Below are 25,076 nucleotides of genomic sequence, written 5' to 3'. Positions count from 1 at the left end.
GAAGTGGTTCCCTTTTCTCTGGCTCTTAAATATCCCCGCCGGAGGCATCTTTTGGCAGTGCCTTTGGTTTAGTCGGAAAGGTGACTATGGACCGCGTACAGATCGTTCATGACAATTTTTTGCGGCGCGTTGCGGCGCGGGATTTTCCTGTTGGCAGGGCTGTGACCCCCGGTTTGGACAATGACGCTGCTGTCGGGCTCTACCGTGCGCAGGTTTTGTCGCGCGCGCTGGATTTGCAAAGCCGTGTGATGCAGGCCAACAAGCAGGGGTTTTACACCATCGGGTCCAGCGGGCACGAGGGCATGGCCGCCGTTGCCCATGCGTTGCGCCCCGATGATATCGCTTTTCTGCATTACCGTGATGCGGCGTTCCAGATTGCACGGGCCGATCAGGTTGGCGGGCAGGATATGTTGCGCAACATGTTGCTGTCATTCGCGTGTTCCATGGATGATCCAACCAGTGGCGGGCGACACAAGGTGCTGGGCAGCCGTCGCCTGATGATCCCGCCGCAAACCTCGACCATCGCCAGTCATCTACCCAAAGCCGTCGGCGTGGCCCATTCCTTGGGGCTGGCGCGCCGCAATCCGCCCGAGCATCGGTTGCTTGCCCATGACGGGATTGCGATGTGCAGTTTCGGGGATGCCTCGGCCAACCATTCCACTGCCCAAGGTGCCATCAATGCCGCCTGTTGGACTGCCGTGCAGGGTGTGCCCTTGCCCTTGTTGTTTGTCTGCGAGGACAACGGGATTGGCATTTCGACCAAGACCCCGACAGGCTGGATCAAGGCATCTATGTCCGCGCGTCCGGGTCTTGCCTATTTCGAGGCCAATGGATTGGATCTGTTTGCGGCCTATTCGGCTGCCAAAGCGGCGGCGGATTTTGTCCGAAAGCATCGCAAGCCCGCCTTTTTGCACCTGCGCACCGTTCGGCTTTATGGTCATGCCGGTGCGGATATTGCGACAAGTTACCTGCCGAAATCTGAGGTCGAGGCTGACGAGGCCAATGACCCGCTGTTGCACAGTGTCCGGTTGTTGATCGAAGCGGGCGCGTTGAGCGCGGACGAGGCGTTGGCGATCTATACTGACACACTGGACAACGTCGCAGAAGCCGTTGTTGATGTTATCACCCGCCCGCATTTGAAAACAGCTGCTGGCGTGATGGCCAGCATTATCCCGCCAAAGCGGGTCTGTGCCCCGACCAATGGACCGTCTGCCGAAAAACGCGCCGAAATCATGGGCGGTGAACTGACCCAGATGGCAACACCGCAGCCTCTGTCCAAGATCATCAACTGGGCGCTGCATGATCTGATGCTGGCCCATCCAGAAACCCTGCTCATGGGCGAGGACGTCGGCCGCAAGGGCGGTGTTTACGGCGTCACGCAAAAGCTGCAATCGCGTTTTGGCCCTGCACGGGTGATCGATACCTTGCTGGACGAACAGTCCATCCTGGGCTTTGCCATCGGTGCGGCCCATAACGGCTTTGTCCCGATGCCGGAAATCCAGTTTCTGGCCTATCTCCACAATGCCGAAGACCAGTTGCGCGGAGAGGCCGCGACCTTGTCCTTCTTCAGCAATGGCCAGTGGACCAACCCGATGGTGCTGCGCATCGCGGGGCTGGGATATCAAAAGGGGTTCGGCGGGCATTTTCACAACGACAATTCCCTTGCTGTTCTGCGGGACATCCCGGGCATCGTTATTGCCTGTCCGTCAACCGGTGCAGATGCGGCGATGATGCTGCGCGAAGCACATCGTCTTGCGCGCGAAGAACAGCGGGTTGTGGTCTTTGTCGAACCCATTGCGCTTTATCCCATGCGCGATCTGCTGGATGCTGGCGACGGGGGGTGGATGACGTCTTATCCCGATCAAGGTCAGCGGCTTGGGTTGCAAGACATCGGCGTGCACGGCAATGGCAGCGATTTGGCGATCGTGACCTATGGCAATGGCCATTACCTAAGCCGTCAGGCCCAGGCCGATCTTGCCGCACAAGGGCTGGATGTGCGGGTCATCGACATGCGCTGGCTTGCCCCTCTGGCCGAAGATGCGATCATCGACGCCATCGGCGACCGGCCGGCCTTGATCGTGGACGAATGCCGCCGCACGGGCGGGCAGGCCGAAGCGGTCATGGCGTTGATGAAAGAACGCGGCATCGCCCGTTTCGCGCGGCTGACAGCCGAAGACAGCTTTATCGCCACGGGCCCTGCCTATGCCGCGACACTTCCATCACGCGAGGCGATCGTCGCCGCCTCATTGGCGTTGTTGGGAGACTGAGCCTCAGGCGGGCCACAATGCGCACTGTGTCTGGCCCGGCCTTCCCTATCCCCTAGCCATCATTTCGTGGCAAAGGGCGGGCTGCCAGCGGGCCGATCTTGATCGCTAGCGTTGCGCTATCCCAAGCTTATGTCTCGTGCTGAGCCACGGGGGCACCGCCCTGAAACGCATTGCCGTTCTTGTAATCGCAAGGGGCTTCTTGCATCTGTAAATGCAGGTCGCTGCCTTTGTAGGGATGCGCGCGGGCCAGGCTCTCGTCCACCTCGATCCCCAAGCCGGGGGCGGTTGGTGCCTCGATAAACCCGTCATTCACGCGAATGGAGCCTTTGATCAACTGGTCATGGAACGGTGTTTCGATGCATTCGCACATCAGGACGTTGGGGATGGAAACCGCGAGATGTATGTTCGCGGCCCATTCCACCGGACCGGCATAAAGATGTGGCGCGATCTGTGCGTTATAAACCTCAGCCATGGCAGCAATCTTCTTTACCTCCCAGATACCACCGGCGCGGCCCAAAGCGGGCTGCAAAATCGCGGCAGCCCCTGACCGCAAAACAGGCGCGAATTCCGCCTTCGTGGTCAGGCGCTCTCCGGTTGCGATGGGGATGCCAACGCTGCGGGCCACGACGGCCATTTGTTCAACCGCGTCTGGCGGGATCGGCTCTTCGTACCACAGCGGGCTATAGGGCGCGATGGCCTGGCCCAGCCGGATGGCACCGGCGGTCGTGAACTGCCCGTGGGTGCCAAACAGCAGATCGGCCTTGTCGCCCACGGCCTCGCGGATGGCTTTGCAAAAGGCGACCGACTGGCTGATATCGGTCATCGCCGGCATATGCCCGCCGCGCAGGGTATAGGGGCCGGCAGGGTCGAACTTGATCGCGGTATAGCCCCGCGCGACACAATCCAGCGCCGATTCAGCGGCCATTTCGGGCGAATTCCAGAACGCGGCAATGTCATGGTGGGGCAAGGGGTACAGATAGGTATAGGCGCGCACACGGTCGTTCATGCGCCCCCCGATCAGCGCATAGACGGGCCGGTCACGGTCCTTACCCAAAATGTCCCAACAGGCAATCTCAAGCCCTGAAAACGCGCCCATCACCGTCAGGTCAGGCCGCTGGGTAAAGCCTGACGAATAGACGCGCCGGTACATCAATTCGATATCTTCGGGGTTTTGCCCCTGCATGTGCCGCTGGAACACGTCTTCGATCACCGCCCGCATCGCCTCCGGCCCGACCGAGGAGGCATAACATTCCCCCCAACCGGTGATGCCGGTGTCCGTCGTCAGCTTGACCAATATCCAATACCGCCCGCCCCATCCCGGAGCAGGGGGCGCGGTGACGATGACATCCAGGTCCTGAAGCTTCATGGCGCGGCCTTCTTTTCCAAATGGAGTAAAATCCCGGGGGTGTGGGGGCTGGCCCCCACTAGGTATTATGTGTGGGGGCTGGCCCCCACTGTTTGACGTGTGTGGGGGATGGCCCCCGCTAGGTGCTATGTGCGGCGGCTGGCCCCCGCCTTAACCAAGCGTGGCGGGGCTTTGCCCGGGACGCAAGTCTGAACCTGCCCGCGGCCTTATGTTTTCGTCGTGTCGGCAGAGGGGCCGCGCCAGCGGATGAAAACCGACACCGCGATCAAGGTCAGCAGCATCGACAGCAAAAACGGTGCGCCGGGAAAATACACCGCCACGTCGGGCGCTGTGAAGGCGGCAAATGTGCTGGTCATCACCAAGGGCGCAATCACCATCGCAAGCGCGGATGCCGAGGTCAGCACCCCCTGAAGCTCGCCTTGGGCATTCTGGGCCACGGAGTGCGACATGATCGCTTGCAGCGCGACAGGGATCACGCCGGCAAGGGCGGCCATCGGTGTCAGGATCAAAATCGCCGGGCCAGATGTCACCGTGGCGATCAGGAAAAACGTCACCACGCTAAAGACATAGCCGAACAGCACGGTGCCCCGTTCTCCGAACCGTTTCAGCACAGGGCGGATCAGCCCGGCCTGAACCACAGCCATGGCACAGCCGAACAGCGCAAGTGATCCGCCGATCATCGACGGGGACCAGTCAAATTGCGCCTTGCCGAAATAGCTCCAGACCGACGGGTAGACGGCAAAGGCAAGGTGGTACAGGAAATACACCAACAGCAGCCGCTTGATGCCGGGCAATTCACCCAGATGTTTGACGGCCCCCAACGGGTTGGCGCGTCGCCATGAAAACGGGCGTGCTGCCTTGCGGTCGACGGTTTCCTTCAGCACGAACCAGCCGAAAGCGACGTTGCTTGCGGCCAGTATGGCGGCGGCCCAAAACGGCGCGCGTGTGCCGAATTCGGCCAGAAATCCGCCCGCGACAGGGCCCAGCACAAAGCCTGCGCCAAAGCCCGCGCCGATCAGGCCAAACCGTGCCGCGCGGTCCTTGGGCGCGGATATATCGGCCATATAGGCGCTGGCGGTGGCCCCTGTGGCGGCTGAAATGCCGCCCACCACGCGGCCCACCAACAGCAGCCAGATCGACCCTGCCAGTGCCATGACAACGTAATCCAATGTCATCACAGTCAGCGAAACCAGCAGGATCGGGCGGCGTCCGAACCGGTCGGACAGGCTGCCGATCAAGGGGCTGAACAGAAATTGCATCACCGCGAATGTGGTGGCCAACACCCCGCCCCAAAGGGCGGCTTGCGACAGATTGGCAGACCGGACTTCCTCGATCAGGTCGGGCATGACGGGGATGATCAGGCCGATCCCTATGGCATCGATCATGACCGTCGCGACGATGAAAAGTACCGCCGGTCGCACCGCGTCAGAGCGCCTGCGCGCGCGCAACAAATGCCTTTGCATCGGCGATTGCGTGGCCCATTTGATGGGCGGGGTCGAACAGGTCGGCTGAAAGCTGCGGATAATCCGCGCGGGCCAGATCGCCCAAGGGCACCTGTTTGTCCTGCGCTTCGCGGCACAGTTTCTTGGTGATGGCCTGGGCTTCGGGGCGCGACATGGTTTGCGCCAGTGCAAAGCTTAACGCTTCGGCGTGGATCAGATCCAACCCACCGGTCAAGGCGCTGTGCATGCGCACCGGATGCGGGGCCACGCCATCCACCAAAATTTTGGCATGGCGCAGGGCCGATGCAAGGCACAGGGACAGTTGCGGCACGGCCATCCATTCGGCAAACCACGCGCCGCCATCGCGCTGGTGCTGATGGGCTGCGGCGGCTTGCAATGTGGCGCGTTGGCCGGTGAACTGATGGCCAAGCGCGATGATCGCGGACGGGCCGACGGGGTTTTGTTTCTGGGGCATGGTGGATGATGCACCCGACGCGCCAAGGGCGATTTCCTCGATCCCGGTCATGGTCAGCCCGACCATGGACTGCGCCATATGCGACAGCGCGGCCATCACCCGGCCTTGCCAGTCGGCGATGCGCAAGATCGGGGCGCGGTCCACGTGCCAGCTGCGTTTGGGATCATGCAGGCCAAGCGCTTTGGCCAGTTCCGCTCGCGTTTCGTCGGCTTTGGGGCCAAGGGCAGACCCGGTCCCGGCAGCACCTGACAGGGACACAAACAGCGATGTGGCACGCAGGGCTTCAAGCTCCTCAAGTGCGTCGATCAACGGCATGCCCCATTCGGCCAGTACCGCGCCCCAACTGGTCGGCGTGGCGTGTTGCCCATAGGTGCGCGCGGGCAGGGGAAGGGTCGAATTGGCCTCGGCCGCTGCTGCAAGGGACGCGACGATGGCGCGCAAATCGGCCTCTGCCAACCCAAGCGCCTGACGCAGGCGCAGCATTAGCGCGGTGTCGATGATATCCTGACTTGTTGCCCCCCAATGCACGTGCTGGGCAAATTCGGGCGCTTGCATTTCAGCGCGAAACTGCGCCAGCAGCCCCGGTACGCTGACCCCGTTTTCGCCCGTCGCCTTGGCAATCGCGCCGGGGTCGACCTGAATTTCCAGCGATGCGCGGTGGATCGCAGCCGCGCTCAGTTCAGGGATCACCCCAAGCGCGCCTTGCACCTTGGCCAGCGCCCCTTCGACCAGCAGCATCGCGCGGATTGCGGCGGTGTCGGAAAACAGGCGTCCGGCATCCCCCGTCGGGAAAAGCTGCGCATAAAGGGGGCTGTCGAAGACGCTGGCGGCCATGGGTTACCTCTTGAGAATCGTATCAATAATCTGCGCCAGACCCTTGGGGTCGGCAAAGAACGGCGAATGTCCGGTGGACATCTCATAGACATCCGCGCTTGGCCAGTCCTTGGTCATGGTCACCTGATAGGCGGGCGGAATGGTCCGGTCGTCCATGCAGCGGATATAGCTGCGCCGCTTGGCGTCGGCGCGGGCCGTATCGGGCAAGGCGGCGGTGGTGGGGGCCACGGCCTGCGCGCAAAGCTGCGGATTGGCGAAAGCGGCGACACCCTCGGAGCAGTCGTTGTAGAACAACGCTTCGGTCATCGCCGGATCAAGGGTAAAGCTTTTGCCATCCTCGCGCAGGCGCACCGCTGGCATCAACGGCTGGCTGGGGGCCTGTTTGCGCATGTCGGCCAGCGTCATACCGGGGGCGGGCACATAGGCGCATAGATAGATAAGCTGCGCCATGGCATCGGGGTCTTTTTGCGCGGCAGCACTGATGGCAAAGCCGCCCATGGAATGACCCAGCACAACGGTTTCAGGCGTTGACGCAGCCAGCACCGCATCGGCGTAGCTGTCCAGCGTGACGTCGTTGACCGGCGTTTGATCCGCCCCGTGGCTGGGCAGATCAATGGCGCGGGGGCTGTGACCAAGCGCGGTAAGCGCCGGGATCAGATCGCGCCAGCACCAAGCACCGTGGCACGACCCGTGAACCAAAAGGATATCAGACATGTCCGACGCTTTTCAGGAAATCGGTCAGAACTTGCGCGTATTCTTCGGGGTTCTCGACGCAGGGCAGGTGGCCGGTCTTGCGGATGATGTGGAACTTGGACCCCGGGATCAGGTCAACGGTTTCACGCACCAGATCGGGCGGGGTTGATCCGTCTTCCGCCCCTGCGATGCCCAGACATGGCAGGCGCAGGCCCGCAGTCGGCGTGTAGAAATCCGTGCCCGAAATCGCGGCCGAACATCCGGCATAGCCATCGCGTTCCTGACGGGTGACCATGTTGCGCCACAGCTCAAGCTCCGGCTTGGCGCGGAAATCGGCGGCGAACCAGCGCTCCATGATGGCATCGGCAAGGCTTTCGATGCCGTTTTCCTGCACGTCCTTGATCCGGCTGGCCCACATTTCGGGCGTGCCGATCTTGGCGGCGGTGTTGGACAGCACCATGGCGCGGATCAGGTCCAGACGCTTGGTTGCCAGCCCTTGGGCGATCATGCCGCCAATCGACAGGCCGACAAAGACGCAATCCTTAACGCCCAGAAAGTCCATCAGTTTTTCGGTGTCCGTGATCAGCGACCCCATCGAATAGGGGGCAGGCGGACAGGTGGACAGGCCATGCCCGCGCTTGTCGAAACGAATGATCCGCAAGCCTTGGGGCAGCAGCGGCAGGATCGGGTCCCACAGGCGCATGTCGGTGCCCAGCGAATTGGCGAACACCACGGGCGCGCCATCATCGGGGCCATCGACGCGGTAATGCAGGCGAACATCGCCGGTATCAAAAAGCTTCATGGGGCAGGCTCCTTTTCGGGGTCAATTGAGGGTGGCAAGGGCGCGGATGAACATATCGGCATCCACATTCCCGCCGGAAATCGTAACGATCACATCATCGCCTTGGATCTGGTCGCGCCGGAACAAGGCGGCAGCAAGGGCAACCGCACCACCGGGTTCAGCGACCACTTTCAGGCGGTTAAAGGCTTGCGCCATGGCGCTTAGCGCCTCGTCATCGGTCGCAACAAGACCGGGGCCGCACAACCGTTTCATGATCGGAAAGGTCAGGTCACCGGGTTGCGGCGTGACGATTGCATCGCAGATCGACCCGGCCAGCGCGGGGTTGCGCGCGATGCTGCCTTGGGCCAGCGACCGCGCAACATCGTCAAATCCGGCCGGTTCGGCAGGGCGCGCCCGCAGGCCGGGGGCGTCGGCCTCGAGTGCCAGCGCGATCCCCGAGGTCAGCCCGCCGCCACCGCAACACACGATCACATCGGCAGAGGTGATCCCCAGTTCGGCGGCCTGCTGGGCGATCTCGAGCCCTGTGGTGCCTTGGCCCGCAATCACCTGCGCATCGTCGTAGGGTTTGATCAGGGTTAGCCCGCGTTCACCTGCAAGCCGCGCACCGATGGCATCACGGTCTTCATTTGCACGATCATACAGAACCACCTCGGCCCCAAGGGCGCGGGTGTTTTCGATCTTCAAACGCGGCGCGTCAGACGGCATGATGATGACAGACGGCACGCCATGCAGCTTGGCGGCATAGGCCACGCCTTGGGCATGGTTGCCGCTGGAAAAGGCGATCACGCCCTTGGCGCGGGTGTCGGGATCAAGCGCGGACAGCGCCGACCAGCCGCCGCGAAACTTGAAGCTGCCGGTGTGTTGCAGGCATTCGGGTTTCACCCAGATGCGGCGGCCCGCGATCTCGTCCAGAAACGGTGAGTTCAACAGCGGCGTGCGGCGCACATGCCCTTCAAGCCGTGCGGCAGCGGCGCGTATCATTTCGATATTCATGACATTTCCTCGATCCAGGTGTGCAGGGCGGCGACGGCTTCTGGTTCATCCAGAAACGGGATATGCCCGCGACCGGGCACGCGGCCCACAATCATATCGGGGCGACGCTTTTCCATTTCGGCCAGGGTTTCTTCGCTCAACAGGTTGGAATTCATCCCGCGAATACACGCCACCGGCAGCCCGGCCAGCGCATCAAAGAACGGCCATAAATCGGGCGACGGGCCGTCGAACGCCTTGGCCACCGCATCGCGCAGATGCTTGTCATAGGTGATTTGCAGGCCGCTGTCGGTCTGGGTGTAATGCTTGACGGCTTCCTCCATCCAGCGGCTGTCGGGCACACCGTCAAATTCGGGAAACACGCGGGGCATGGCGGCGGCGGCTTCGGCATGGGTTTTGGCGGCGGGATTGCGGCCAATGTATTGCATGATGAAATCCAACCCCTGCGGGTCGATATACGGCCCCACATCGTTAAAGGCGACGCCCAGCAGGCGGTCTTTGGCCCCCATCGCCAGCCCCATCGCGTTCAGTCCGCCGCGCGAAGTGCCAAGGATCGCGACCTTGTCCAGCCCCAGATGCGCCAGCAGTTCCAGCGCATCGCGGCATTCAACGGGCGGCGAATACTGCGACCAGTTCGGGTCGAAATCCGATTGCCCGCGCCCGCGGTAATCCATCTTGATCAGCCGGGTGCCCGCCAGATGCGGTGTGACATAGTCAAAGTCGGCGGTGGTCCGCGTCAGGCCCGCCAGACACAGGATCGGCAGACCCGCGCCTTCGTCGGTGTAATACAGGTTCAGTCCGTCGGAAGTGGTGAAATGGGGCATCAGATACCTGCCAGTGCTGGAATTTCGGTAAGCTCGTTAAGCGTGTGCGCAGGTGTCCAGGGCAGACGGTCCGTGGGCTCGCCGCTGCGATTGACCCAAGCGGTGGTAAAGCCGTATCCCGTTGCTGCGGCAGCATCCCACCCGTTTGACGACACGAACAGGACCTCGTCCTTGGCGCAGCCGAAATGCTGGCCGACCAGATCATAGACCCGCGCATCGGGTTTGAAGATGCCGACGCTTTCCACAGACAACAACGCATCCAGCACATCGTCGATGCCGGCAGAATTTACCGCACCTTTCAGCATTTCCGGTGATCCGTTCGACAAGATCGCCGTGTTCAGCCCCGCGTCTTTCAGGCGGCGCAACATGGCGGGCACTTCGGGAAAGGCTTGCAGTTCCCAATACAGCGCCAGCAGGCGGGCGCGCAGGGCCGGGTCGCCGTCATGGCCGGTTTTCTCAAGCGCCCAGTCCAGCGCATTCTGGGTGACTTCCCAAAAATCGGCATGTGCGCCCGTAACAGCGCGCAGCCACGAATATCCCAGCTGCTTTTGACGCCAATGTTCGGCCACCTGCGGCCAACTGTCCTTGAGGGCGATGAAATCCGGCTCACTTGCGGCTTGGCGCGCAGCGGCGGCGACGTCGAATAAAGTTCCGTATGCGTCAAAGACGCAGGTGGTGATTGGCATGATGGCCTCCCCCTGAGGTGCTGGAGGCGAGATTGCCACGGGCAGCAGCCACAGAAAAGGCCGAAAACTGGTCTATTAGGGGGTTTACGCCGCCGCACAGTCTTGAAAGACTGCGCGCCGAACCCCAGAGCACCCGCGCAGACACGCGGCCTCTTGTATTTATACCCATCCAGATCGGAGATTTTTATGACGCAGGTTAAATCCGGCGATACCGTTGCTATTCACTATACTGGCACCTTGCTGGACGGCAGCACCTTTGACAGTTCTGAAGGTCGCGAACCGTTGGAATTCGTTGTTGGGTCGGGCCAGATCATCCCCGGCCTTGATGTGGCACTGCCCGGCATGGCGGTTGGCGACAAGAAAACCGTCAAGATCGGCAGCGCAGACGCCTATGGCCCGCTGAACCCCGAAATGCGTCAGGCCGTGCCACGCGAAGGCATTCCCGCGGATATCCCGCTTGAGGTCGGCACGCAGTTGCAGATGCAAACACCGGACGGTCAGGCGATGCCCGTCATGGTCGTCGAAGTCGACGAAGCAACCGTGACGCTGGATGCCAACCATCCGCTGGCAGGCAAAGACCTGCAATTCGACATCGAACTGATGAAAATCGCCTGATTTCGCATGCCAGCGCGGGGCACCCTGCGCTGGCACCGGAAAATTCAGAATTATCTGGACCGGCGTTTTCGAAAATTCCGGCCCCAGCCGATAAGGCCGCTCTCCGAAAGATTCCGCTCGAATAGCGCGACGCAGCACAGTAAGCAGCGTCTATGAACACAGATAACAGCTTTGAGATATTCCTTGTCGCCACGCCCGGCCTAGAAGACATGCTTCTGGCCGAAGTCGTCGAAAAAGGCTTTGCGAACCCGACGATGTCACCGGGTGGCATCACGGTACAGGGCGGCTGGCCCGAGGTCTGGCGCGCCAATCTGGAACTGCGCGGCGCGTCTCGGATATTGGCGCGGATCGGATCGTTCATGGCATTCCATCTGGCGCAACTGGACAAACGCGCGCGCAAATTCCCTTGGGGGGACGTGCTGCGCGCCGATGTGCCCCTGCGCGTTCAGGTCACCACCAAAGCGTCGAAAATTTACCACGCCGGTGCTGCCACCCAGCGGATCGAAACAGCCCTGCGCGAAAGCCTCGGTGCTGCGATATCGCCCGAGGCAGCGCTGGTCCTCAAGGTGCGCATCGACGACAATGTGGTGACGATGAGCCTCGATACATCGGGCGAATCCCTGCACAAGCGCGGCCACAAAGAAGCCGTGGGCAAAGCACCGATGCGCGAAACGCTGGCGTCCTTGCTGCTGCGGCAGGCAGGCTATACCGGCACCGAAACGGTCGTGGACCCCATGTGCGGTTCGGGTACCTTCGTGATCGAGGCCGCCGAAATCGCCATGGGCCTGAACCCCGGCCGCTCGCGCAGCTTTGCCTTTGAAAGCCTTGCCAGCTTTGATCCGCAGCTGTGGGACGAAATGCGTGCCAAACCGCCACAGGCAACCGACCTTCGTTTCTACGGCTCAGACCGCGATGCCGGTGCCATCAGGATGAGCACGGCCAACGCCGGACGGGCAGGGGTCGCAAACGCCGTGCATTTCGAAAACCACGCCGCAGGCGAATTGACCCCGCCCGAAGGTCCCCCCGGCCTTGTCATGGTGAACCCACCCTACGGCGGTCGCATCGGCAATAAAAAACTTCTCTATCCGCTCTACGGCACTTTGGGCCAAACACTGCTGACCCGTTTCAAGGGCTGGCGCGTCGGTCTGGTCACCTCAGAACCGCCCCTGGCCAAAGCAACGGGCCTGCCCTGGAAACCCCAAGGCCCCGCAATCGCCCATGGCGGCATGAAAGTCTGGTTCTACCAAACCCCACCGCTGCGCTAACGGACCCTTATTCTCCGGCTCTGAAATATCCCGGGGTCCGGGGCAGCGCCCCGGTCCGCCGGAAAAGTCAAAGATGCTCGGCTTGCGGCATCCCCAACACGTGAAACCCGCCATCGACGCGAATGATCTCGCCGGTGGTGCAGGCCCCCGCATCCGACGCCAGATACACGGCCGTGCCGCCCACCGCTTCCAAGGTCGCATTGGCCCGCAACGGCGCGTTCTGGTCTGTGTGTTTGTAGGTCTTGCGCGCCCCGCCGATGGCAGCACCGGCAAGGGTTTTCATCGGGCCGGGGCTGATCGCGTTGACGCGGATGCCGTCGGGGCCCAGATCATTGGCCAGATAGCGTGTGGCAGATTCCAGCGCCGCCTTGGCCACGCCCATGACGTTGTAATTGGGCACAACGCGGTTCGACCCCTGATAGGTCAGGGTCATCAGCGTGCCCCCATTATCAACCATCAACGGATGCGCACGGCGGGCGATCTCGATAAAGGAATAGGCCGAGATATCCAGCGAGTGTTTGAAATTCGCGCGGCTGGTGTTCAGGAAACGACCCGTCAGCTCGGATTTATCCGAAAACGCAATGGCGTGGACAACGAAATCAATCGTGGGCCAGCGTGCTGCAAGCTTTTCGAATGCGGCATCAAGGGATGCATCATCAGTCACATCGACATCGACCATGAAATCCGACCCGACACTTTCGGCCAGCGGTTTCAGGCGCGAGCCAAAGGCCTCGCCCTGATAGGTGAACGCCAGTTCGGCACCGGCTTCGGCCATCGCTTTTGCAATACCCCAAGCGATGGACCGTTCGTTCGCGACACCCATGATCAGGCCGCGTTTTCCCTTAAGTAGATCTGACATGTGCTGTCCTTACTCTATGAACTTGGAAAGGATCATCGACCCGTTGGTGCCGCCAAATCCGAATGAATTGGTCATGACGGAATCAAGCCCTGCGTTATCGACACGCTCCAGCGCGATTTCAGCCGGGTCCAGCTTGGGGTCCAGATCGACCACATTGATGGATTTGGCGATAAAGTCATGCTTGAGCATCAGCAAACAGAACACGGCCTCAAGGGCACCAGCGGCACCTTGGGCGTGGCCCGTCATGGATTTGGTTGAGCTGACCGGCGGCGTGCTGCCCTGGCCAAAGACGCGGCGGACGGCTTCGATTTCGCCGACGTCGCCCACGGGGGTCGAGGTGCCGTGCGCGTTGATATAGCCGACCTTGCGGCCCTCGGGCAGCGATTGCAGCGCCAGACGCATGGCCCGTTCGCCGCCTTCGCCCGACGGGGCGACCATGTCGTGACCGTCGGATGTCGCGGCATATCCGGTGACTTCGGCATAAATCGTGGCACCGCGCGCCTTGGCGTGTTCCAGTTCCTCAAGCACCAGCATGCCGCCGCCGCCCGAGATGACGAACCCGTCGCGGTTCGCGTCAAAGGCGCGGCTCGCGGTTTCGGGGGCGTCGTTATATTTGCTGCTCATCGCGCCCATGGCGTCGAACAGGCAGGACAATGTCCAATCCAGTTCTTCGCCGCCACCGGCAAACATCACGTCCTGTTTGCCCATCATGATCTGTTCGGCTGCGTTGCCGATGCAGTGCAGGGATGTGGAACAGGCGCTGGTGATGGAATAGTTGATGCCTTTGATCTTGAACGCCGTGCTCAGGTTGGCACTGACGGTCGAGGACATGCATTTCGGCACGGCGAACGGCCCGATCCGCTTGGTCGCGCCGGTGTCACGCACCACGTTATGCGCGGTAAACAGGGCCGAGGTCGACGGCCCGCCGGACCCTGCGACAAGGCCGGTGCGCGGATTGCTGATCTGCTCTTCGGTCAGGCCGGCATCGGCAATGGCTTGGGCCATCGCGATATAGGCATAGGCGGCACCGCCCCCCATGAAGCGCAATGCGCGTTTGTCGATGTGGTCTGCCACGTCGATCTTGAGCGTACCCGCGACGCGGCTGCGGAACCCGTGCTCGGTCATTTCGGGGCTGGCGACGATGCCGCTGGTCCCTGCCTTGAGCGATGCAAGCACTTCTTCAGCGTTGTTTCCGATAGATGAGACGATACCCAACCCTGTGACGACGACGCGGCGCATGGCGCACTCCCTTGATCTTACTGGGCCTATTGCCCTGTTTCGGCACCCCCTGCCAAGACTGCGGCAAGGGGGCTTTGCTCCTCCGTTTGCCGCCAACGGGGCGACAAATCAAGTCATCTCTCGGTTCAGCTTTCGCTGAGCGCGACCTTCATGTCCTTGACCATATAGATCACTTCGCCGTCTGCCTCGACGATACCGTCCGCCACACCCATGGTCAGGCGGCGGGTCTGGATCGCCTTGGTAAAGTCGATCTTGTAGGTCAGCATCTTGCGGTCGGGGCGGACCATGCCGGTCAGCTTGACCTCGCCCACGCCCAAGGCATAGCCGCGTCCCTGCCAGCCGCGCCAGCCAAGGTTAAAGCCGGTCAGCTGCCACAAGCCGTCAAGGCCAAGGCAACCGGGCATGATCGGGTTGCCGGGAAAGTGGCAGTCAAAGAACCAAAGGTCCGGTGTGATGTCGAATTCGGCGGTAATGTGACCTTTGCCATGGGCACCGCCATCGGCGGAAACATCCGTGATCCGGTCCATCATCAGCATCGGCGGGGCAGGAAGCTGCGCATTGCCGGGGCCAAAAAGTTCGCCGCGGGCGCATTTTAGGAGATCCTCTTTGTCGAAACTGGTGGGGTAATCGGCCATAGTTTTGCGGCTCCTGCTCGCTATTGTCAAAGTCCGTTCCGGTCTAGCATTGTGCCCGCTATGGCTGCAAGGGTTCTGGCACCCGCACCATTTTGGGTTTTTGTTTGAAAAGAGAGCGGTTTGCGCTGTATATACATCCAAGAGCAGTCAATGAGTATGGTATGACCCAAGTGATGCAACACACCAGTTCCAAGTGGCTTTCCAAGGCGGGCCTGCGTCCGACGCGGCAACGCATGACGCTGGCACAGTTGCTGGTGGGCGACGGTCAGCACCGCCATGTCACCGCAGAAAGCCTGTTTGACGCGGCCAAAGGGCAGGGCGAAGCCGTATCGCTGGCCACGGTCTACAACACGTTGCGCGCGTTTTGTGATGCGGGTTTGCTGCAAGAAGTCACCGTTGACGGATCGAAAAGCTATTTCGATACCAACACCCACGACCATCCCCATTTCTATTGGGAGGACGAAGCGCGGCTGACCGATGCCCCGTCCGACCAGTTGGTGATCGCACAATTGCCCGACGCGCCCGACGGGGCCGAAATCGCATCCGTTGATGTTGTGATCCGGTTGCGCCGCAAAAGCTAAACCGCTGGACGGGTGCTGGCGCGTTGCATAGGCTTGGGCCAAACAGCAGCGAGCGCCCCTATGCACCCCCTTCTTACCCAAGACCAGATTGACACGTACCAGCGCGACGGCGTGGTGCTGGTAAAAGGTTTATTTGCAGATCATGTGGATGCCTTGCGTGCAGGCATCGCGCGCAACATGGAAAACCCCGGCCCTTATGCGTCGAACAACGACAAGCCAGGCGAGACGGGGCGCTTTTTCGACGATTACTGCAATTGGGACCGTATCCCCGAATTTGCGCAGGTCATTCGTGGGTCTGCTGCCGCACAGGTGGCGGCTGATCTGATGCAAAGCCGGTCGGTACAACTGTTTCACGACCACGTGCTGGTCAAGGAACCGGGCACATCGATGGCCACCCCTTGGCATCAGGACGGCCCCTATTATTTCGTCGAAGGGCAGCAGAACGTCAGCTTTTGGTCGCCGCTTGATCCGGTGACCGATGCCACGCTGCGCTGTGTGGCCGGATCGCATTTGTGGGAAAAACCGGTGCTGCCGACACGCTGGGTCAAGGGCGATGCGTTTTTCGACCCCGCGCCTTACATGCCGGTGCCCGATCCCGATGCCGAAGGGATGGATATCCGCGAATGGACGATGGAGCCGGGGGATGCGGTGGCATTCAACTATGGCATCCTGCACGGCGCGCGCGGCAACCGGTCGACGGCGCGCAGACGTGCCTTTTCGCTGCGGCTGCTGGGCGATGACGCTACCTATACCCAACGGCCCGGTCCGACTTCGCCGCCCTTTCCGGGGCATGAAATGGTGCAGGGGCAAAAACTGAGGGAAGATTGGTTTCCGATGTTGATCGGGTGAAGGGGGGGGCGGACAGAGTGAGCTTTCGCCGCCCGTCCATCAATATCCGGTTTGGCGAAGCGTTCAAAAGATAATGTCTTTTTGCAAGGTGTGTGCAAAAAGACCGATTGCGTTGCCTGCGTGCAGGAGATCCAATTTGGGAAAACGGCATAACTTTTCAGATTACCAATTTAGGAGTTGTTCGTGACGGATAACATCGATCTTTTCATTTATTATTTGCGGAGGCATCTGGAAGTTCTTGATGCGGAGATCGCGGCTATATCCGCAAAAATAGCAGAATCGAAAGATCCCGAAGGGGATGGCTATTTTGACTCTGGCGAGTACTTCATGGGTGCTGGCCTTGCCGCTGTCGAAAAATACATGACAGAGACGTTTTGTTTTTTTAAAGTTGAGCAAGCGAAAGCACTTGATGCGGGGCCGAAATTGGCCGGAAATGTGTCCTTCGCATGGGTTGTTTGGTGTGCTGCAAATTATTGGAAACATGACGCTGAATGGTGGAAAGGGGCCGTCGCGATTGACGCTCCAGATTCTGATGGGATGAGCCGAGTCAATATTTCATGGCCTGAAGGTTGTAAATCCAAGAGTAACGTCGCGCGTCTGAAAAATTTTGGTAGGTTTGGGGATGATTACATTTGCTCGGTTGTTTTGGCCGCGCTTGTCGAAAAAACAGAAAACATAAGACTGCAATCAGTCCTGCCCCATTTAAAAGCTTGGCGAGATGAGGTCGAAAAATTGAGCCAACTTTAAGCTTCGCTACCGAGCGCCTGCAAAAATGTGTCTGAGTTCGTTGACCAAATTACTCAAAAACGAGCAAGGCTCGAACAGCTACCGATCAAATGCTTTCCAAAAGTCATCCTTTTGGGAACAGGCATAAACAGCTCCAACCAAAATCTGCGTAGTTGCTGAAGGTTTTCAACTCGCTCTTGATAGCGGACCTTTGTGCACCACACAGCATCAATCACGTTGGGCTCAAACCGGACATTGAGCACTCTCACCTTTAGCCCACATAATCTCTCACCCACCAAAAATCACCGCCTAAAACCATTGCCCCGGTTCAATCAGTCCCAAATCCAGCAACTGGCGTGAATGCCATTCAAACGGGGCGGAGTTGTGCCATTTGAATGTTTTGATCTCGAACTTGCTGCCAGGGTTCTTTTTCAGCGCCTTGGCGGTGCGAAAGGAACAAACGGCTGATGTGATATTGTGGTGCCACGGGCAGGAATAGGTGTTGTATTCCTCGTCGTTGAACGTGTGGTCGGCGCGGATTTTCAGGCCGGGTTTGGCGCGGAAGATCGAAATGCGGTCGATCTTGCGGCGCGCGGCGGGCACGTGTTCTTCGAAGCGCCAGCGCAACCCGCCAAAGAAATCCAGCTGGCGTTCTTTGGGGTGGTTTGCCGGTGTGCCATCGGGGCGGGCCAGCGCGTAATAGCCTGACCGGTCCAGATGCGCGGTTTCCAGCGACACGGCGTCAGGGACTTCGGTCAGGTCGTCGGCATAGAGATCAACCACATAAGACAACATGGAATCGCGGCGTTCTTCGGTATGAAAGGCGAGCATTTCGACAACATTGCGGGTCTCGCAGAACGGATAGAACAGGTATTCCGCGTTGTAGCAGAAATAGAGCCACTGCCCCTCGGCGGCCTCGATCACGCGGTTGATGACCGTCTCCATCGCGTTTGGTTCGAACAAGTTGTAGTCGACACGGATCAGCAATTCATCGACATCGCGCGGAAGATCGAATTCTTTGGGCATGAACGCGATCACCTTGGTAAAACCCAGTTGATGGTGATGGCGCAATGTCGTGTCGATTTCGACATCGTCTTCGACCAGAATCATGGCGATGGGCCCTTTGGCCAGCGCGTCGTTCCCGTCGGTCAGAAAATGATCAAGGCTGCGATAGTGCATTGGGGCCTGTGTGTTTGTGCGACAGTATCTAAATCCGCCAAATCGCCACGCATTGCAAGAGAACGCTGGCGCTGCTAGACCGCGTTTTTGCATATTACAACAACGGACCACGCCATGACCGCGCCAAAAAAGCTGTTCATCAAGACCTATGGTTGCCAGATGAACGTCTATGACAGTGAACGCATGGCCGAGGCCCTGGGTGATACCTATATCGAGACAAAGACGGCGGATGACGCCGATATGATCTTGCTCAATACCTGCCACATCCGCGAAAAAGCCGCGGAAAAAGTGTATTCCGAACTTGGGCGTCTAAAGCCGCTCAAGGCGTTGAACCCTGATCTGAAAATCGGTGTGACGGGCTGTGTCGCGCAGGCCGAAGGGGCCGAAATCATGCGCCGCCAGCCTGCGGTCGATCTGGTGGTGGGGCCGCAATCCTATCACCGTCTGCCCGCGATGGAGGCCCGCGTGCGCGAAGGCAAGACCGCGCTGGACACAGATTTCCCCGAAGAAGACAAATTCGAAAAGATGAAAGGCCGGGGCAAAGCGGCCCGTGCGCCATCGGCGTTTCTGACCGTTCAGGAAGGCTGCGACAAATTCTGCGCCTTCTGCGTGGTGCCCTATACCCGTGGTGCCGAAGTATCCCGCCCCGCCAGCCGCGTGCTGACCGAGGCGCGCGAACTGGTCGAAAACGGCGTGCGCGAAGTGACCTTGCTGGGCCAGAACGTAAACGCCTATCACGGTGCCGGTTCCGAGGGGGCGGATTACACGCTGGCCCGCCTGATCCGCGAGTTGGCCAAGATCGACGGGCTGGAACGCATCCGCTATACCACCAGCCACCCCAATGACATGGACGATGCGTTGATCGCCGCCCATGGCGAGGTCGACAAGCTGATGCCCTATCTGCACTTGCCAGTGCAGTCGGGGTCGGACCGCATTCTAAAACGGATGAACCGCAGCCACACCGCCGACAGCTATCTGCGTCTGATTGAACGCATCCGTGATGCCCGCCCCGATATCGTGATGTCGGGTGATTTTATCGTGGGCTTCCCCGAAGAAACGGACGCCGATTTCGAGGCCACGATGGATTTGGTCCGCGAGGTCAAATACGGCTACGCCTATTCGTTCAAATACTCGACCCGTCCGGGCACGCCGGCCGCAGAACGTGAACTGGTTGATACGGCCGTGGCGGACGCGCGTCTGCAACGGTTGCAGGCGCTGATCACCGACCAGCAACGCAGCATTCAAAACGCAATGGTCGGGCGCGACCTGTCGGTTCTGGTCGAAAAGGCCGGGCGCGAGGCGGGGCAGATGGTCGGCAAATCGGAATATCTGCATTCGGTCCATATTGACAACGCCACCGCGAAAGTCGGCGAAGTGGCCCGCGTTAGAATCGTTGGTGCCAAAACCAACTCTTTGACAGCGGTGGAGCTTTAAATCCCTTTGATTGTTGCCGCAGCAGCGTTTAATCTGATTCACAAAGCCTAGATTGTAACGCAATCGCCCCATAATTGCCTAAGTATGGCCACAATATAGTAAATACCGCGGTTTTCGTGCTTCACAGACCCTCGTTTACCTCCTAATCTGACTATATATTGCGGGGGACCCTGCTGCGCTGCGCAGTTCTGGTTTCTTTTGCGGGGGATTAAAAAAAGGACGAGGGCTGTGTTGAACAGAATTTCCAAAGGTCTGCGCCTGTTTGCGGGGATAATTATTGCCGCAACATTCGTTTTCCAAGCATCTGCTGCTGATGCACAAACAAAATCACAAGGTGGACGCGACAAGGGACAGTATATTCCGACGATCTGGGTTGACCCCGACGGGTGCGAACACTGGGTCATGGATGATGGTGCCGAAGGGTATATGACACCTAACGTAAGCCGTCAGGGCATTCCGGTGTGCCGCCGTGGCAACGTCTGCGGTGTGATGAACACCGACCAGTTCTTTGCAACAGACAGCTACCGCATCCACGCGCAGGGCAAGCAACGTCTGGCGCAGTTCTTTAAATCAACGGGTGCGATTTCCTATATCATCAGCGGCCACACAGACAGCCGCGCATCTGATGAATACAACATGCGCCTGTCGATCAACCGTGCGAATGCCGTTGCTGCTGTTGCCGCACAAACCGGCGCGCGGATCGCAGATGTACGCGGATATGGCGAACGTATGCCCGCTGCACCAAACGGGTCGGCCGCCGGCATGGCCCAGAACCGCCGTGTCGAAATCATCTGCATTCGCTAAGGGGACAGAACAGTGTTTAAAACAAAAATCTTATTGGTCACAACCTGCGCCTTTGGCTTGACCGCATGTGCCGATCTCGAAGGTATCGGTGGTGGCTATACTGCTGATAAGACGATGGACCGCGGCTTTGACAAAAAGCACCTCAGCCAGTTGCAGGCCGGGATCTGGGTTGATCCGAACGGATGCGACCACTGGATCATCGACGACGGCGTCGAAGGCTACCTGAGCCAGCGTCTGGATAAATATGGCAAGCCAGTTTGCTCCGGCGTGGCCGAACCGACCCATACTGCGGGCGACTTCAAAGGCGGGTCAAACGTTCGGGATCCGAACTGATAGTGGCTTGCAGATAAACCATCTCGGGCCGGGGCGTTTTACGCTCCGGCCTTTTTTGTCTCGCGGCGGGGTACTCAAGCCGTCTTGGAACCCCATATAGTAAAACAGACAGTTCGAAATAGGATCAGGCATTGACGCTCAGCGATACCAACACCCTTCCTTCCAACAGCGCGCGCCTGCTGGAATTCCAAGACAACCGGCTGCTCATTGATCTTTGCGGTGCCTATGACGTGCATCTTGCATCGATCGAAAAGGTGCTCGGCGTGCAGATCGTGCGCCGTGGCAACCAGCTTTCGATCATCGGTGACGATGATGCGGCAGCGCGCGCCGAAACCGTCCTGAATGCGCTCTATGCCCGCCTCGAAGGGGGGCGCACGGTTGAACCGGCGGATGTGGACAGCTTGCTGCGCATGGGGGATTCCGCCGCCGGAACCGGTGTGCGCGCGGGCGATCAGATCGAAATGCCAATCCTGGGCGGTATCGAAATCAAGACCCGCAAGAAACGCGTCGAACCCCGCACCGCCGCGCAAAAGGCCTATGTTCAATCCCTTTTCGACAATGAACTGGCCTTTGGTATCGGGCCGGCAGGCACCGGCAAAACCTATCTGGCCGTTGCGGTGGGCGTGTCGATGTTCATCGGCGGCCATGTCGACAAGATCATCCTGTCGCGGCCTGCGGTCGAAGCCGGTGAAAAACTGGGCTACCTTCCCGGCGACATGAAGGACAAGGTCGATCCCTATATGCAGCCGCTCTATGACGCGCTGAACGACTTCCTTCCGGGCAAACAGCTGGCCAAACTGCTCGAGGATAAAAAGATCGAAATCGCCCCGCTTGCTTTCATGCGCGGACGTACCCTGTCGAATGCCTTTGTCGTGCTGGACGAAGCCCAGAACGCGACCTCCATGCAGATGAAGATGTTCCTCACCCGCCTGGGCGAAGGCTCGCGGATGGTGATCACCGGGGACCGCACACAGATCGACTTGCCGCGCGGCGTGCCCTCGGGCTTGCAAGATGCGGAACGTCTGCTCAAAACGATCCCCAAAATCAGCTTCAACTATTTCACCTCCAAAGACGTGGTCCGCCACCCCTTGGTTGCTGCGATTATCGAAGCTTACGAAGCAGATACCGGTCACAGCTGATGCCCGTCCTGTATTTCATTTTGCCAATTAAACTCCGGGGGTCCGGGGGCTGGCCCCCGGTCCTTTGCTCATGAACGCGCTCGACATCGCCATGGAAGATCCACGCTGGCAGGATCTGGGTCTCGAAGCCCTCGCCACGCGCGCGATCACGGCCAGCCTGACGCATCTCTCCCTTGATCCGGACCTGGCCGAGGTATCCATTCTGGCCTGTGATGACACACGCATTGCCGATTTGAACGCGGATTTCCGCGGCAAGCCGCAGCCGACAAATGTGCTCAGCTGGCCTTCCGAGGAACGCGGTGCCGAAGCCGACGGCGGCATGCCGCTGCCGGTCGAGCCTGAGTTTGACGGCGTATTGGAATTGGGCGATATCGCTATTTCCTTTGACACCTGCGCAGCAGAAGCCGAGACCGCAGGCAAATCAATGGCAGATCATGTTTCGCATTTGATGGTGCACGGATTGCTGCATCTTTTGGGCTACGACCACGAGCGTGACGCGGATGCAACGCTTATGGAACGTATCGAAGTCGAAATACTTGGCAAATTGGGCATAGATGACCCATATAAGGAAAACGCAAGCGGTTCGCTTGCCTAACCAACAAAGACGGGACCCGATGGGCGATACAGACGGATCATCTGAGGCGGCGCAGAGCGCGCGGCTTGCGGACGAATTTGACAGCATGGAAATCGTTGAAGAAGACACCCCTAAATCAGGCGGTTTCTTTTCCCGCGTGATGGGGGCGCTCAGCGCATCAGAGGTCACCGAGGAGAACGAGACAGTATCCCCGCAGGCCGACCCGTTGTCGACGCGGGGCATGATGAACCTGCGTCGTATGCGGGTTGACGATGTTGCGATCCCCAAGGCGGAAATCACGGCGGTGCCTGTCACCTCGACCATGGATGAACTGGTTGCGGTCTTCAAGGAAAGCGGCCTGACCCGTTTGCCTGTCTATGACGGCACCCTTGATACCCCGGTCGGTATGGCGCATCTCAAAGACCTTGCTTTGACCTATGGGTTCAACGCCAAGACGGAGGATTTCGATCTTGTGTCGATGTTGCGTCCGCTGGTGTTTGTACCGCCCTCGATGACGATCGGTGTTTTGCTGACCAAGATGCAGGCTGAACGGCGTCACATGGCGCTGGTCATTGATGAATATGGCGGCGTTGACGGGCTGGTCACCATCGAAGACCTGATCGAACAGGTCATCGGCGAGATCGAAGACGAACATGACGTCGACGAGGGCAAATACTGGACCCTCGAAAAACCGGGCTGCTATATCGCCCTTGCCAAGACCCCGCTGGTGGATTTCGAAGCCGAGATCGGCCATTCGCTTACCGATCACGATGATGTCGACGAGGAAGAAATCGATACGCTGGGCGGGCTTGTGTTCATGCTCTCGGGGCGTGTTCCGGCGCGTGGCGAAATCGTCGTGCATCCCGATGGCCACGAATTCGAAGTCATTGATGCCGACCCGCGCAGCATCAAGCGCCTGAGGGTGCGCGTGGCCGGATCGGTGTAATGTCTCCAAAATCGGCGGCTTGGCTGCGCTTTGCACTGGCCATATTGGCAGGGGCTGTGGCGGCATTCGGACAGGCCCCCTATGACATCCCTGTTCTTTTGTTCCTCGGGTTCGTTGTCTCGCTTGAATTGTTCGACCGCAGCCAGCACCCGTGGCAGGCCGCTGCAATTGGCTGGGGGTTCGCGTCGGGCTATTTCCTGCATGGCTGGTTGTGGTTGCTGTCGCCGTTCATGGTCGATCCTGAGCGTTATGCCTGGATGGCCCCTTTTGCGCTGGTGGCGATGTGTTGCGGGCTGGCGTTGTTTTGGGGGCTGGCTTTCGGGGTGGCGCGTTGGCTGTCGCCCCGGTCCTGGCCGTTGATCTTTTGCCTGCCCGCTGCCGAAATGGTGCGGGGCTATCTGTTCACGGGCTTTCCCTGGGGCATGTTCAGTCAGGGTCTGGTGGACATCTGGCCCGGTCAAGGTCTGGCCTTTGTCGGCCCTTACGGCATGACCCTTGCGCTGGTTGCCGCTGCGGTTCTTTTCACCCGCGCGGCGCAGGGTGTTTTGAAAAACCGGATCGTGCTTTGGGGCGGCAGGCTGGTGGTCTTGGCCGCACTTGTGGTGCCATTCAGCGCAGGCCCGTCGCCGCTCAGCGACACGACCGTCAGGTTGGTCCAGCCCAACGCTGCCCAAAAAGACAAATGGGACATCGCCAAAATGCCGCTGTTCTTTGAGCGGCAACTGGCCCAGACCAGCGCAGCCCCTGCGGCGGGAAACCCCAAACCCGATTTGATCTTATGGGCCGAAACCGCGATCCCGTGGACGCTGGATCTGGCCGATGGCGCGCTGAGCCAGATCAGCTTTGCCGCGGGCGATACCCCTGTTGTCCTGGGGGTCCAGCGGCGCGAGGGATTGCAATATTACAACTCGGCGGTGTTGCTGGACCCGCAGGGCGAGGTCACGCAGACCTATGACAAGCACCATCTGGTGCCTTTTGGCGAATATATCCCCTTTGGGGATGTGCTGGCGAAAATCGGCATCCGCAGCTTTGCCGCGCAATTGGGCAACGGGTATTCTTCGGGCCCCGGCGCGACCGTCATGGATCTGGGCCGCCTTGGGTTGGCGCTGCCACTGATTTGTTACGAGGCGGTCTTTGCCCGCGACGTGAACGCCAGCCCGCAGCGCCCGGCATTCTTGATGCAACTGACAAACGACGCATGGTTCGGGGCAGGGCAGGGGCCGTTGCAGCATCTGGCCCAGGCCCGTATGCGCGCCATCGAACAGGGGCTTCCGATGGCGCGTGTGGCAAACACCGGCGTGTCGGCGATGATCGACCCTTTGGGGCGGATAAATGCCAGTCTTGCGTTGAATACGGCGGGGTTTCTGGATGCGCGTCTGCCGGAACCCAACAGCCCGACCCTGTACAGCCGCTTTGGCGAATGGCCGTTCTTGCTGGTGCTGCTGATCGGATTGGCGGGATCACTTAGAAGGCATTTTCGCAAGTTACCATTTGACGCACAGTATCGTCAAAGTTAAGC

General features: G+C 59.9%; 25 protein-coding genes. 13 read left to right on the top strand and 12 right to left on the bottom strand.

The features are described from left to right. Positions 1–86: 86 nt before the first annotated feature. Positions 87–2,267 carry a thiamine pyrophosphate-dependent enzyme gene (locus ACSQ13_RS10615; RefSeq protein WP_295509189.1) on the top strand — a complete coding sequence of 727 codons (2,181 nt, stop codon included), beginning with the start codon at positions 87–89 and terminating at the stop codon, positions 2,265–2,267. Between the two features lie 127 nt (positions 2,268–2,394). On the opposite strand, the gene ACSQ13_RS10610 is transcribed toward ACSQ13_RS10615, so the two are convergent. From ACSQ13_RS10610 to ACSQ13_RS10575, 8 genes are all read right to left on the bottom strand, one after another. Then, positions 2,395–3,633, bottom strand: a complete 1,239-nt coding sequence (locus ACSQ13_RS10610) for a mandelate racemase/muconate lactonizing enzyme family protein (protein WP_295509187.1) — start codon at positions 3,631–3,633, stop codon at positions 2,395–2,397. A 206-nt stretch (positions 3,634–3,839) separates the two neighbouring features. Next, a complete protein-coding gene (locus tag ACSQ13_RS10605) occupies positions 3,840–5,054 on the bottom strand; it encodes a TCR/Tet family MFS transporter (protein WP_295509184.1) in 1,215 nt (404 codons plus the stop codon). A gap of 4 nt (positions 5,055–5,058) precedes the next feature. Continuing rightward, on the bottom strand, positions 5,059–6,384 hold the full coding sequence (locus tag ACSQ13_RS10600) for a lyase family protein (RefSeq protein WP_295509182.1): 1,326 nt from the start codon (positions 6,382–6,384) through the stop codon (positions 5,059–5,061). Positions 6,385–6,387: 3 nt separating this feature from the next. Further along, a complete protein-coding gene (locus tag ACSQ13_RS10595) occupies positions 6,388–7,098 on the bottom strand; it encodes an alpha/beta fold hydrolase (RefSeq protein ID WP_295509179.1) in 711 nt (236 codons plus the stop codon). Next, positions 7,091–7,879 (bottom strand): 3-oxoadipate enol-lactonase, encoded by a 789-nt coding sequence (pcaD, locus tag ACSQ13_RS10590; protein ID WP_176249706.1) that lies wholly within the window; start codon positions 7,877–7,879, stop codon positions 7,091–7,093. Before pcaD ends, ACSQ13_RS10595 begins: the two co-directional genes overlap by 8 nt. Before the next feature lie 21 nt (positions 7,880–7,900). Next, positions 7,901–8,872 (bottom strand): threonine ammonia-lyase, encoded by a 972-nt coding sequence (locus ACSQ13_RS10585; protein WP_295509176.1) that lies wholly within the window; start codon positions 8,870–8,872, stop codon positions 7,901–7,903. Further along, positions 8,869–9,693 (bottom strand): alpha/beta fold hydrolase, encoded by an 825-nt coding sequence (locus ACSQ13_RS10580; RefSeq protein WP_176249704.1) that lies wholly within the window; start codon positions 9,691–9,693, stop codon positions 8,869–8,871. Before ACSQ13_RS10580 ends, ACSQ13_RS10585 begins: the two co-directional genes overlap by 4 nt. Then, positions 9,693–10,379 carry a haloacid dehalogenase type II gene (locus tag ACSQ13_RS10575; protein ID WP_295509172.1) on the bottom strand — a complete coding sequence of 229 codons (687 nt, stop codon included), beginning with the start codon at positions 10,377–10,379 and terminating at the stop codon, positions 9,693–9,695. The genes ACSQ13_RS10580 and ACSQ13_RS10575 overlap by 1 nt, the downstream gene beginning before the upstream one ends. A gap of 186 nt (positions 10,380–10,565) precedes the next feature. On the opposite strand from ACSQ13_RS10575, the gene ACSQ13_RS10570 reads away from it, so the two are divergent. Both ACSQ13_RS10570 and ACSQ13_RS10565 read left to right on the top strand, forming a co-directional pair. Then, a complete protein-coding gene (locus tag ACSQ13_RS10570; RefSeq protein ID WP_176249702.1) occupies positions 10,566–10,994 on the top strand; it encodes an FKBP-type peptidyl-prolyl cis-trans isomerase in 429 nt (142 codons plus the stop codon). A 152-nt stretch (positions 10,995–11,146) separates the two neighbouring features. After that, positions 11,147–12,259: a THUMP domain-containing class I SAM-dependent RNA methyltransferase gene (locus ACSQ13_RS10565; protein ID WP_295509170.1), complete on the top strand. Its 1,113-nt coding sequence runs from the start codon at positions 11,147–11,149 to the stop codon at positions 12,257–12,259. A gap of 67 nt (positions 12,260–12,326) precedes the next feature. On the opposite strand, the gene ACSQ13_RS10560 is transcribed toward ACSQ13_RS10565, so the two are convergent. The 3 genes from ACSQ13_RS10560 to fabA form a co-directional block, all read right to left on the bottom strand. Continuing rightward, positions 12,327–13,118 carry an enoyl-ACP reductase FabI gene (locus ACSQ13_RS10560; RefSeq protein WP_176249700.1) on the bottom strand — a complete coding sequence of 264 codons (792 nt, stop codon included), beginning with the start codon at positions 13,116–13,118 and terminating at the stop codon, positions 12,327–12,329. Between the two features lie 9 nt (positions 13,119–13,127). Further along, entirely contained in the window at positions 13,128–14,357 is a 1,230-nt protein-coding gene (gene fabB, locus ACSQ13_RS10555) for a beta-ketoacyl-ACP synthase I (RefSeq protein ID WP_176249699.1), read from the bottom strand. A 125-nt stretch (positions 14,358–14,482) separates the two neighbouring features. After that, positions 14,483–14,992 carry a bifunctional 3-hydroxydecanoyl-ACP dehydratase/trans-2-decenoyl-ACP isomerase gene (gene fabA / locus ACSQ13_RS10550; protein WP_176249698.1) on the bottom strand — a complete coding sequence of 170 codons (510 nt, stop codon included), beginning with the start codon at positions 14,990–14,992 and terminating at the stop codon, positions 14,483–14,485. A 161-nt stretch (positions 14,993–15,153) separates the two neighbouring features. Between fabA and irrA the strand changes: the two genes are divergently transcribed. The 3 genes from irrA (at position 15,154) to ACSQ13_RS10535 (ending at position 17,169) form a co-directional block, all read left to right on the top strand. After that, positions 15,154–15,573, top strand: a complete 420-nt coding sequence (irrA, locus tag ACSQ13_RS10545) for an iron response transcriptional regulator IrrA (protein WP_176249697.1) — start codon at positions 15,154–15,156, stop codon at positions 15,571–15,573. Between the two features lie 60 nt (positions 15,574–15,633). Beyond that, on the top strand, positions 15,634–16,422 hold the full coding sequence (locus ACSQ13_RS10540; protein WP_295509165.1) for a phytanoyl-CoA dioxygenase family protein: 789 nt from the start codon (positions 15,634–15,636) through the stop codon (positions 16,420–16,422). A gap of 183 nt (positions 16,423–16,605) precedes the next feature. Next, the gene (locus ACSQ13_RS10535) at positions 16,606–17,169 is read left to right on the top strand and encodes a hypothetical protein (RefSeq protein ID WP_295509163.1); all 564 of its coding nucleotides are present in this window, start codon (positions 16,606–16,608) and stop codon (positions 17,167–17,169) included. 288 nt (positions 17,170–17,457) lie between these two features. Here the strand turns inward: ACSQ13_RS10535 and ACSQ13_RS10530 are convergent, their stop codons facing one another. Beyond that, positions 17,458–18,327 carry a hypothetical protein gene (locus tag ACSQ13_RS10530; protein ID WP_295509160.1) on the bottom strand — a complete coding sequence of 290 codons (870 nt, stop codon included), beginning with the start codon at positions 18,325–18,327 and terminating at the stop codon, positions 17,458–17,460. Between the two features lie 114 nt (positions 18,328–18,441). Between ACSQ13_RS10530 and miaB the strand changes: the two genes are divergently transcribed. The 7 genes from miaB (at position 18,442) to lnt (ending at position 25,074) form a co-directional block, all read left to right on the top strand. Next, the gene (gene miaB, locus ACSQ13_RS10525; protein ID WP_295509158.1) at positions 18,442–19,761 is read left to right on the top strand and encodes a tRNA (N6-isopentenyl adenosine(37)-C2)-methylthiotransferase MiaB; all 1,320 of its coding nucleotides are present in this window, start codon (positions 18,442–18,444) and stop codon (positions 19,759–19,761) included. Between the two features lie 228 nt (positions 19,762–19,989). Further along, positions 19,990–20,565, top strand: coding sequence for an OmpA family protein (locus ACSQ13_RS10520; RefSeq protein WP_176249692.1), 576 nt, complete (start codon positions 19,990–19,992; stop codon positions 20,563–20,565). Between the two features lie 12 nt (positions 20,566–20,577). Next, positions 20,578–20,898: a hypothetical protein gene (locus ACSQ13_RS10515; RefSeq protein WP_295509154.1), complete on the top strand. Its 321-nt coding sequence runs from the start codon at positions 20,578–20,580 to the stop codon at positions 20,896–20,898. A 131-nt stretch (positions 20,899–21,029) separates the two neighbouring features. Beyond that, a complete protein-coding gene (locus ACSQ13_RS10510) occupies positions 21,030–22,037 on the top strand; it encodes a PhoH family protein (RefSeq protein ID WP_176249690.1) in 1,008 nt (335 codons plus the stop codon). 70 nt (positions 22,038–22,107) lie between these two features. After that, entirely contained in the window at positions 22,108–22,632 is a 525-nt protein-coding gene (gene ybeY, locus ACSQ13_RS10505; protein ID WP_176249689.1) for an rRNA maturation RNase YbeY, read from the top strand. A gap of 19 nt (positions 22,633–22,651) precedes the next feature. Next, positions 22,652–23,557: a CBS domain-containing protein gene (locus ACSQ13_RS10500; RefSeq protein ID WP_176249688.1), complete on the top strand. Its 906-nt coding sequence runs from the start codon at positions 22,652–22,654 to the stop codon at positions 23,555–23,557. Beyond that, entirely contained in the window at positions 23,557–25,074 is a 1,518-nt protein-coding gene (gene lnt, locus ACSQ13_RS10495) for an apolipoprotein N-acyltransferase (RefSeq protein ID WP_176249687.1), read from the top strand. Before ACSQ13_RS10500 ends, lnt begins: the two co-directional genes overlap by 1 nt. The last annotated feature ends 2 nt before the right edge of the window (positions 25,075–25,076 follow it).

The sequence above is a fragment of the Sulfitobacter sp. SH22 genome (genome assembly GCF_965641905.1).
In the GTDB taxonomy this organism is placed as follows: Bacteria; Pseudomonadota; Alphaproteobacteria; order Rhodobacterales; family Rhodobacteraceae; genus Sulfitobacter.
This window is presented reverse-complemented; position numbering and strand designations above follow the sequence as displayed.

Excerpts from the sequence above, each read along its gene's own strand:
- ybeY (WP_176249689.1), top strand. The coding sequence starts at position 22,108 with ATGAACGCGCTCGACATCGCCATGGAAGATCCACGCTGGCAGGATCTG.
- irrA (WP_176249697.1), top strand. The coding sequence starts at position 15,154 with ATGACCCAAGTGATGCAACACACCAGTTCCAAGTGGCTTTCCAAGGCG.
- ACSQ13_RS10560 (WP_176249700.1), bottom strand. The coding sequence starts at position 13,118 with ATGTCAGATCTACTTAAGGGAAAACGCGGCCTGATCATGGGTGTCGCG.
- ACSQ13_RS10585 (WP_295509176.1), bottom strand. The coding sequence starts at position 8,872 with ATGAATATCGAAATGATACGCGCCGCTGCCGCACGGCTTGAAGGGCAT.
- ACSQ13_RS10610 (WP_295509187.1), bottom strand. The coding sequence starts at position 3,633 with ATGAAGCTTCAGGACCTGGATGTCATCGTCACCGCGCCCCCTGCTCCG.
- ACSQ13_RS10540 (WP_295509165.1), top strand. The coding sequence starts at position 15,634 with ATGCACCCCCTTCTTACCCAAGACCAGATTGACACGTACCAGCGCGAC.
- ACSQ13_RS10500 (WP_176249688.1), top strand. The coding sequence starts at position 22,652 with ATGGGCGATACAGACGGATCATCTGAGGCGGCGCAGAGCGCGCGGCTT.
- miaB (WP_295509158.1), top strand. The coding sequence starts at position 18,442 with ATGACCGCGCCAAAAAAGCTGTTCATCAAGACCTATGGTTGCCAGATG.
- lnt (WP_176249687.1), top strand. The coding sequence starts at position 23,557 with ATGTCTCCAAAATCGGCGGCTTGGCTGCGCTTTGCACTGGCCATATTG.
- ACSQ13_RS10615 (WP_295509189.1), top strand. The coding sequence starts at position 87 with ATGGACCGCGTACAGATCGTTCATGACAATTTTTTGCGGCGCGTTGCG.
- ACSQ13_RS10530 (WP_295509160.1), bottom strand. The coding sequence starts at position 18,327 with ATGCACTATCGCAGCCTTGATCATTTTCTGACCGACGGGAACGACGCG.
- ACSQ13_RS10600 (WP_295509182.1), bottom strand. The coding sequence starts at position 6,384 with ATGGCCGCCAGCGTCTTCGACAGCCCCCTTTATGCGCAGCTTTTCCCG.
- ACSQ13_RS10595 (WP_295509179.1), bottom strand. The coding sequence starts at position 7,098 with ATGTCTGATATCCTTTTGGTTCACGGGTCGTGCCACGGTGCTTGGTGC.
- fabB (WP_176249699.1), bottom strand. The coding sequence starts at position 14,357 with ATGCGCCGCGTCGTCGTCACAGGGTTGGGTATCGTCTCATCTATCGGA.
- pcaD (WP_176249706.1), bottom strand. The coding sequence starts at position 7,879 with ATGAAGCTTTTTGATACCGGCGATGTTCGCCTGCATTACCGCGTCGAT.
- ACSQ13_RS10565 (WP_295509170.1), top strand. The coding sequence starts at position 11,147 with ATGAACACAGATAACAGCTTTGAGATATTCCTTGTCGCCACGCCCGGC.
- fabA (WP_176249698.1), bottom strand. The coding sequence starts at position 14,992 with ATGGCCGATTACCCCACCAGTTTCGACAAAGAGGATCTCCTAAAATGC.
- ACSQ13_RS10570 (WP_176249702.1), top strand. The coding sequence starts at position 10,566 with ATGACGCAGGTTAAATCCGGCGATACCGTTGCTATTCACTATACTGGC.
- ACSQ13_RS10580 (WP_176249704.1), bottom strand. The coding sequence starts at position 9,693 with ATGCCCCATTTCACCACTTCCGACGGACTGAACCTGTATTACACCGAC.
- ACSQ13_RS10575 (WP_295509172.1), bottom strand. The coding sequence starts at position 10,379 with ATGCCAATCACCACCTGCGTCTTTGACGCATACGGAACTTTATTCGAC.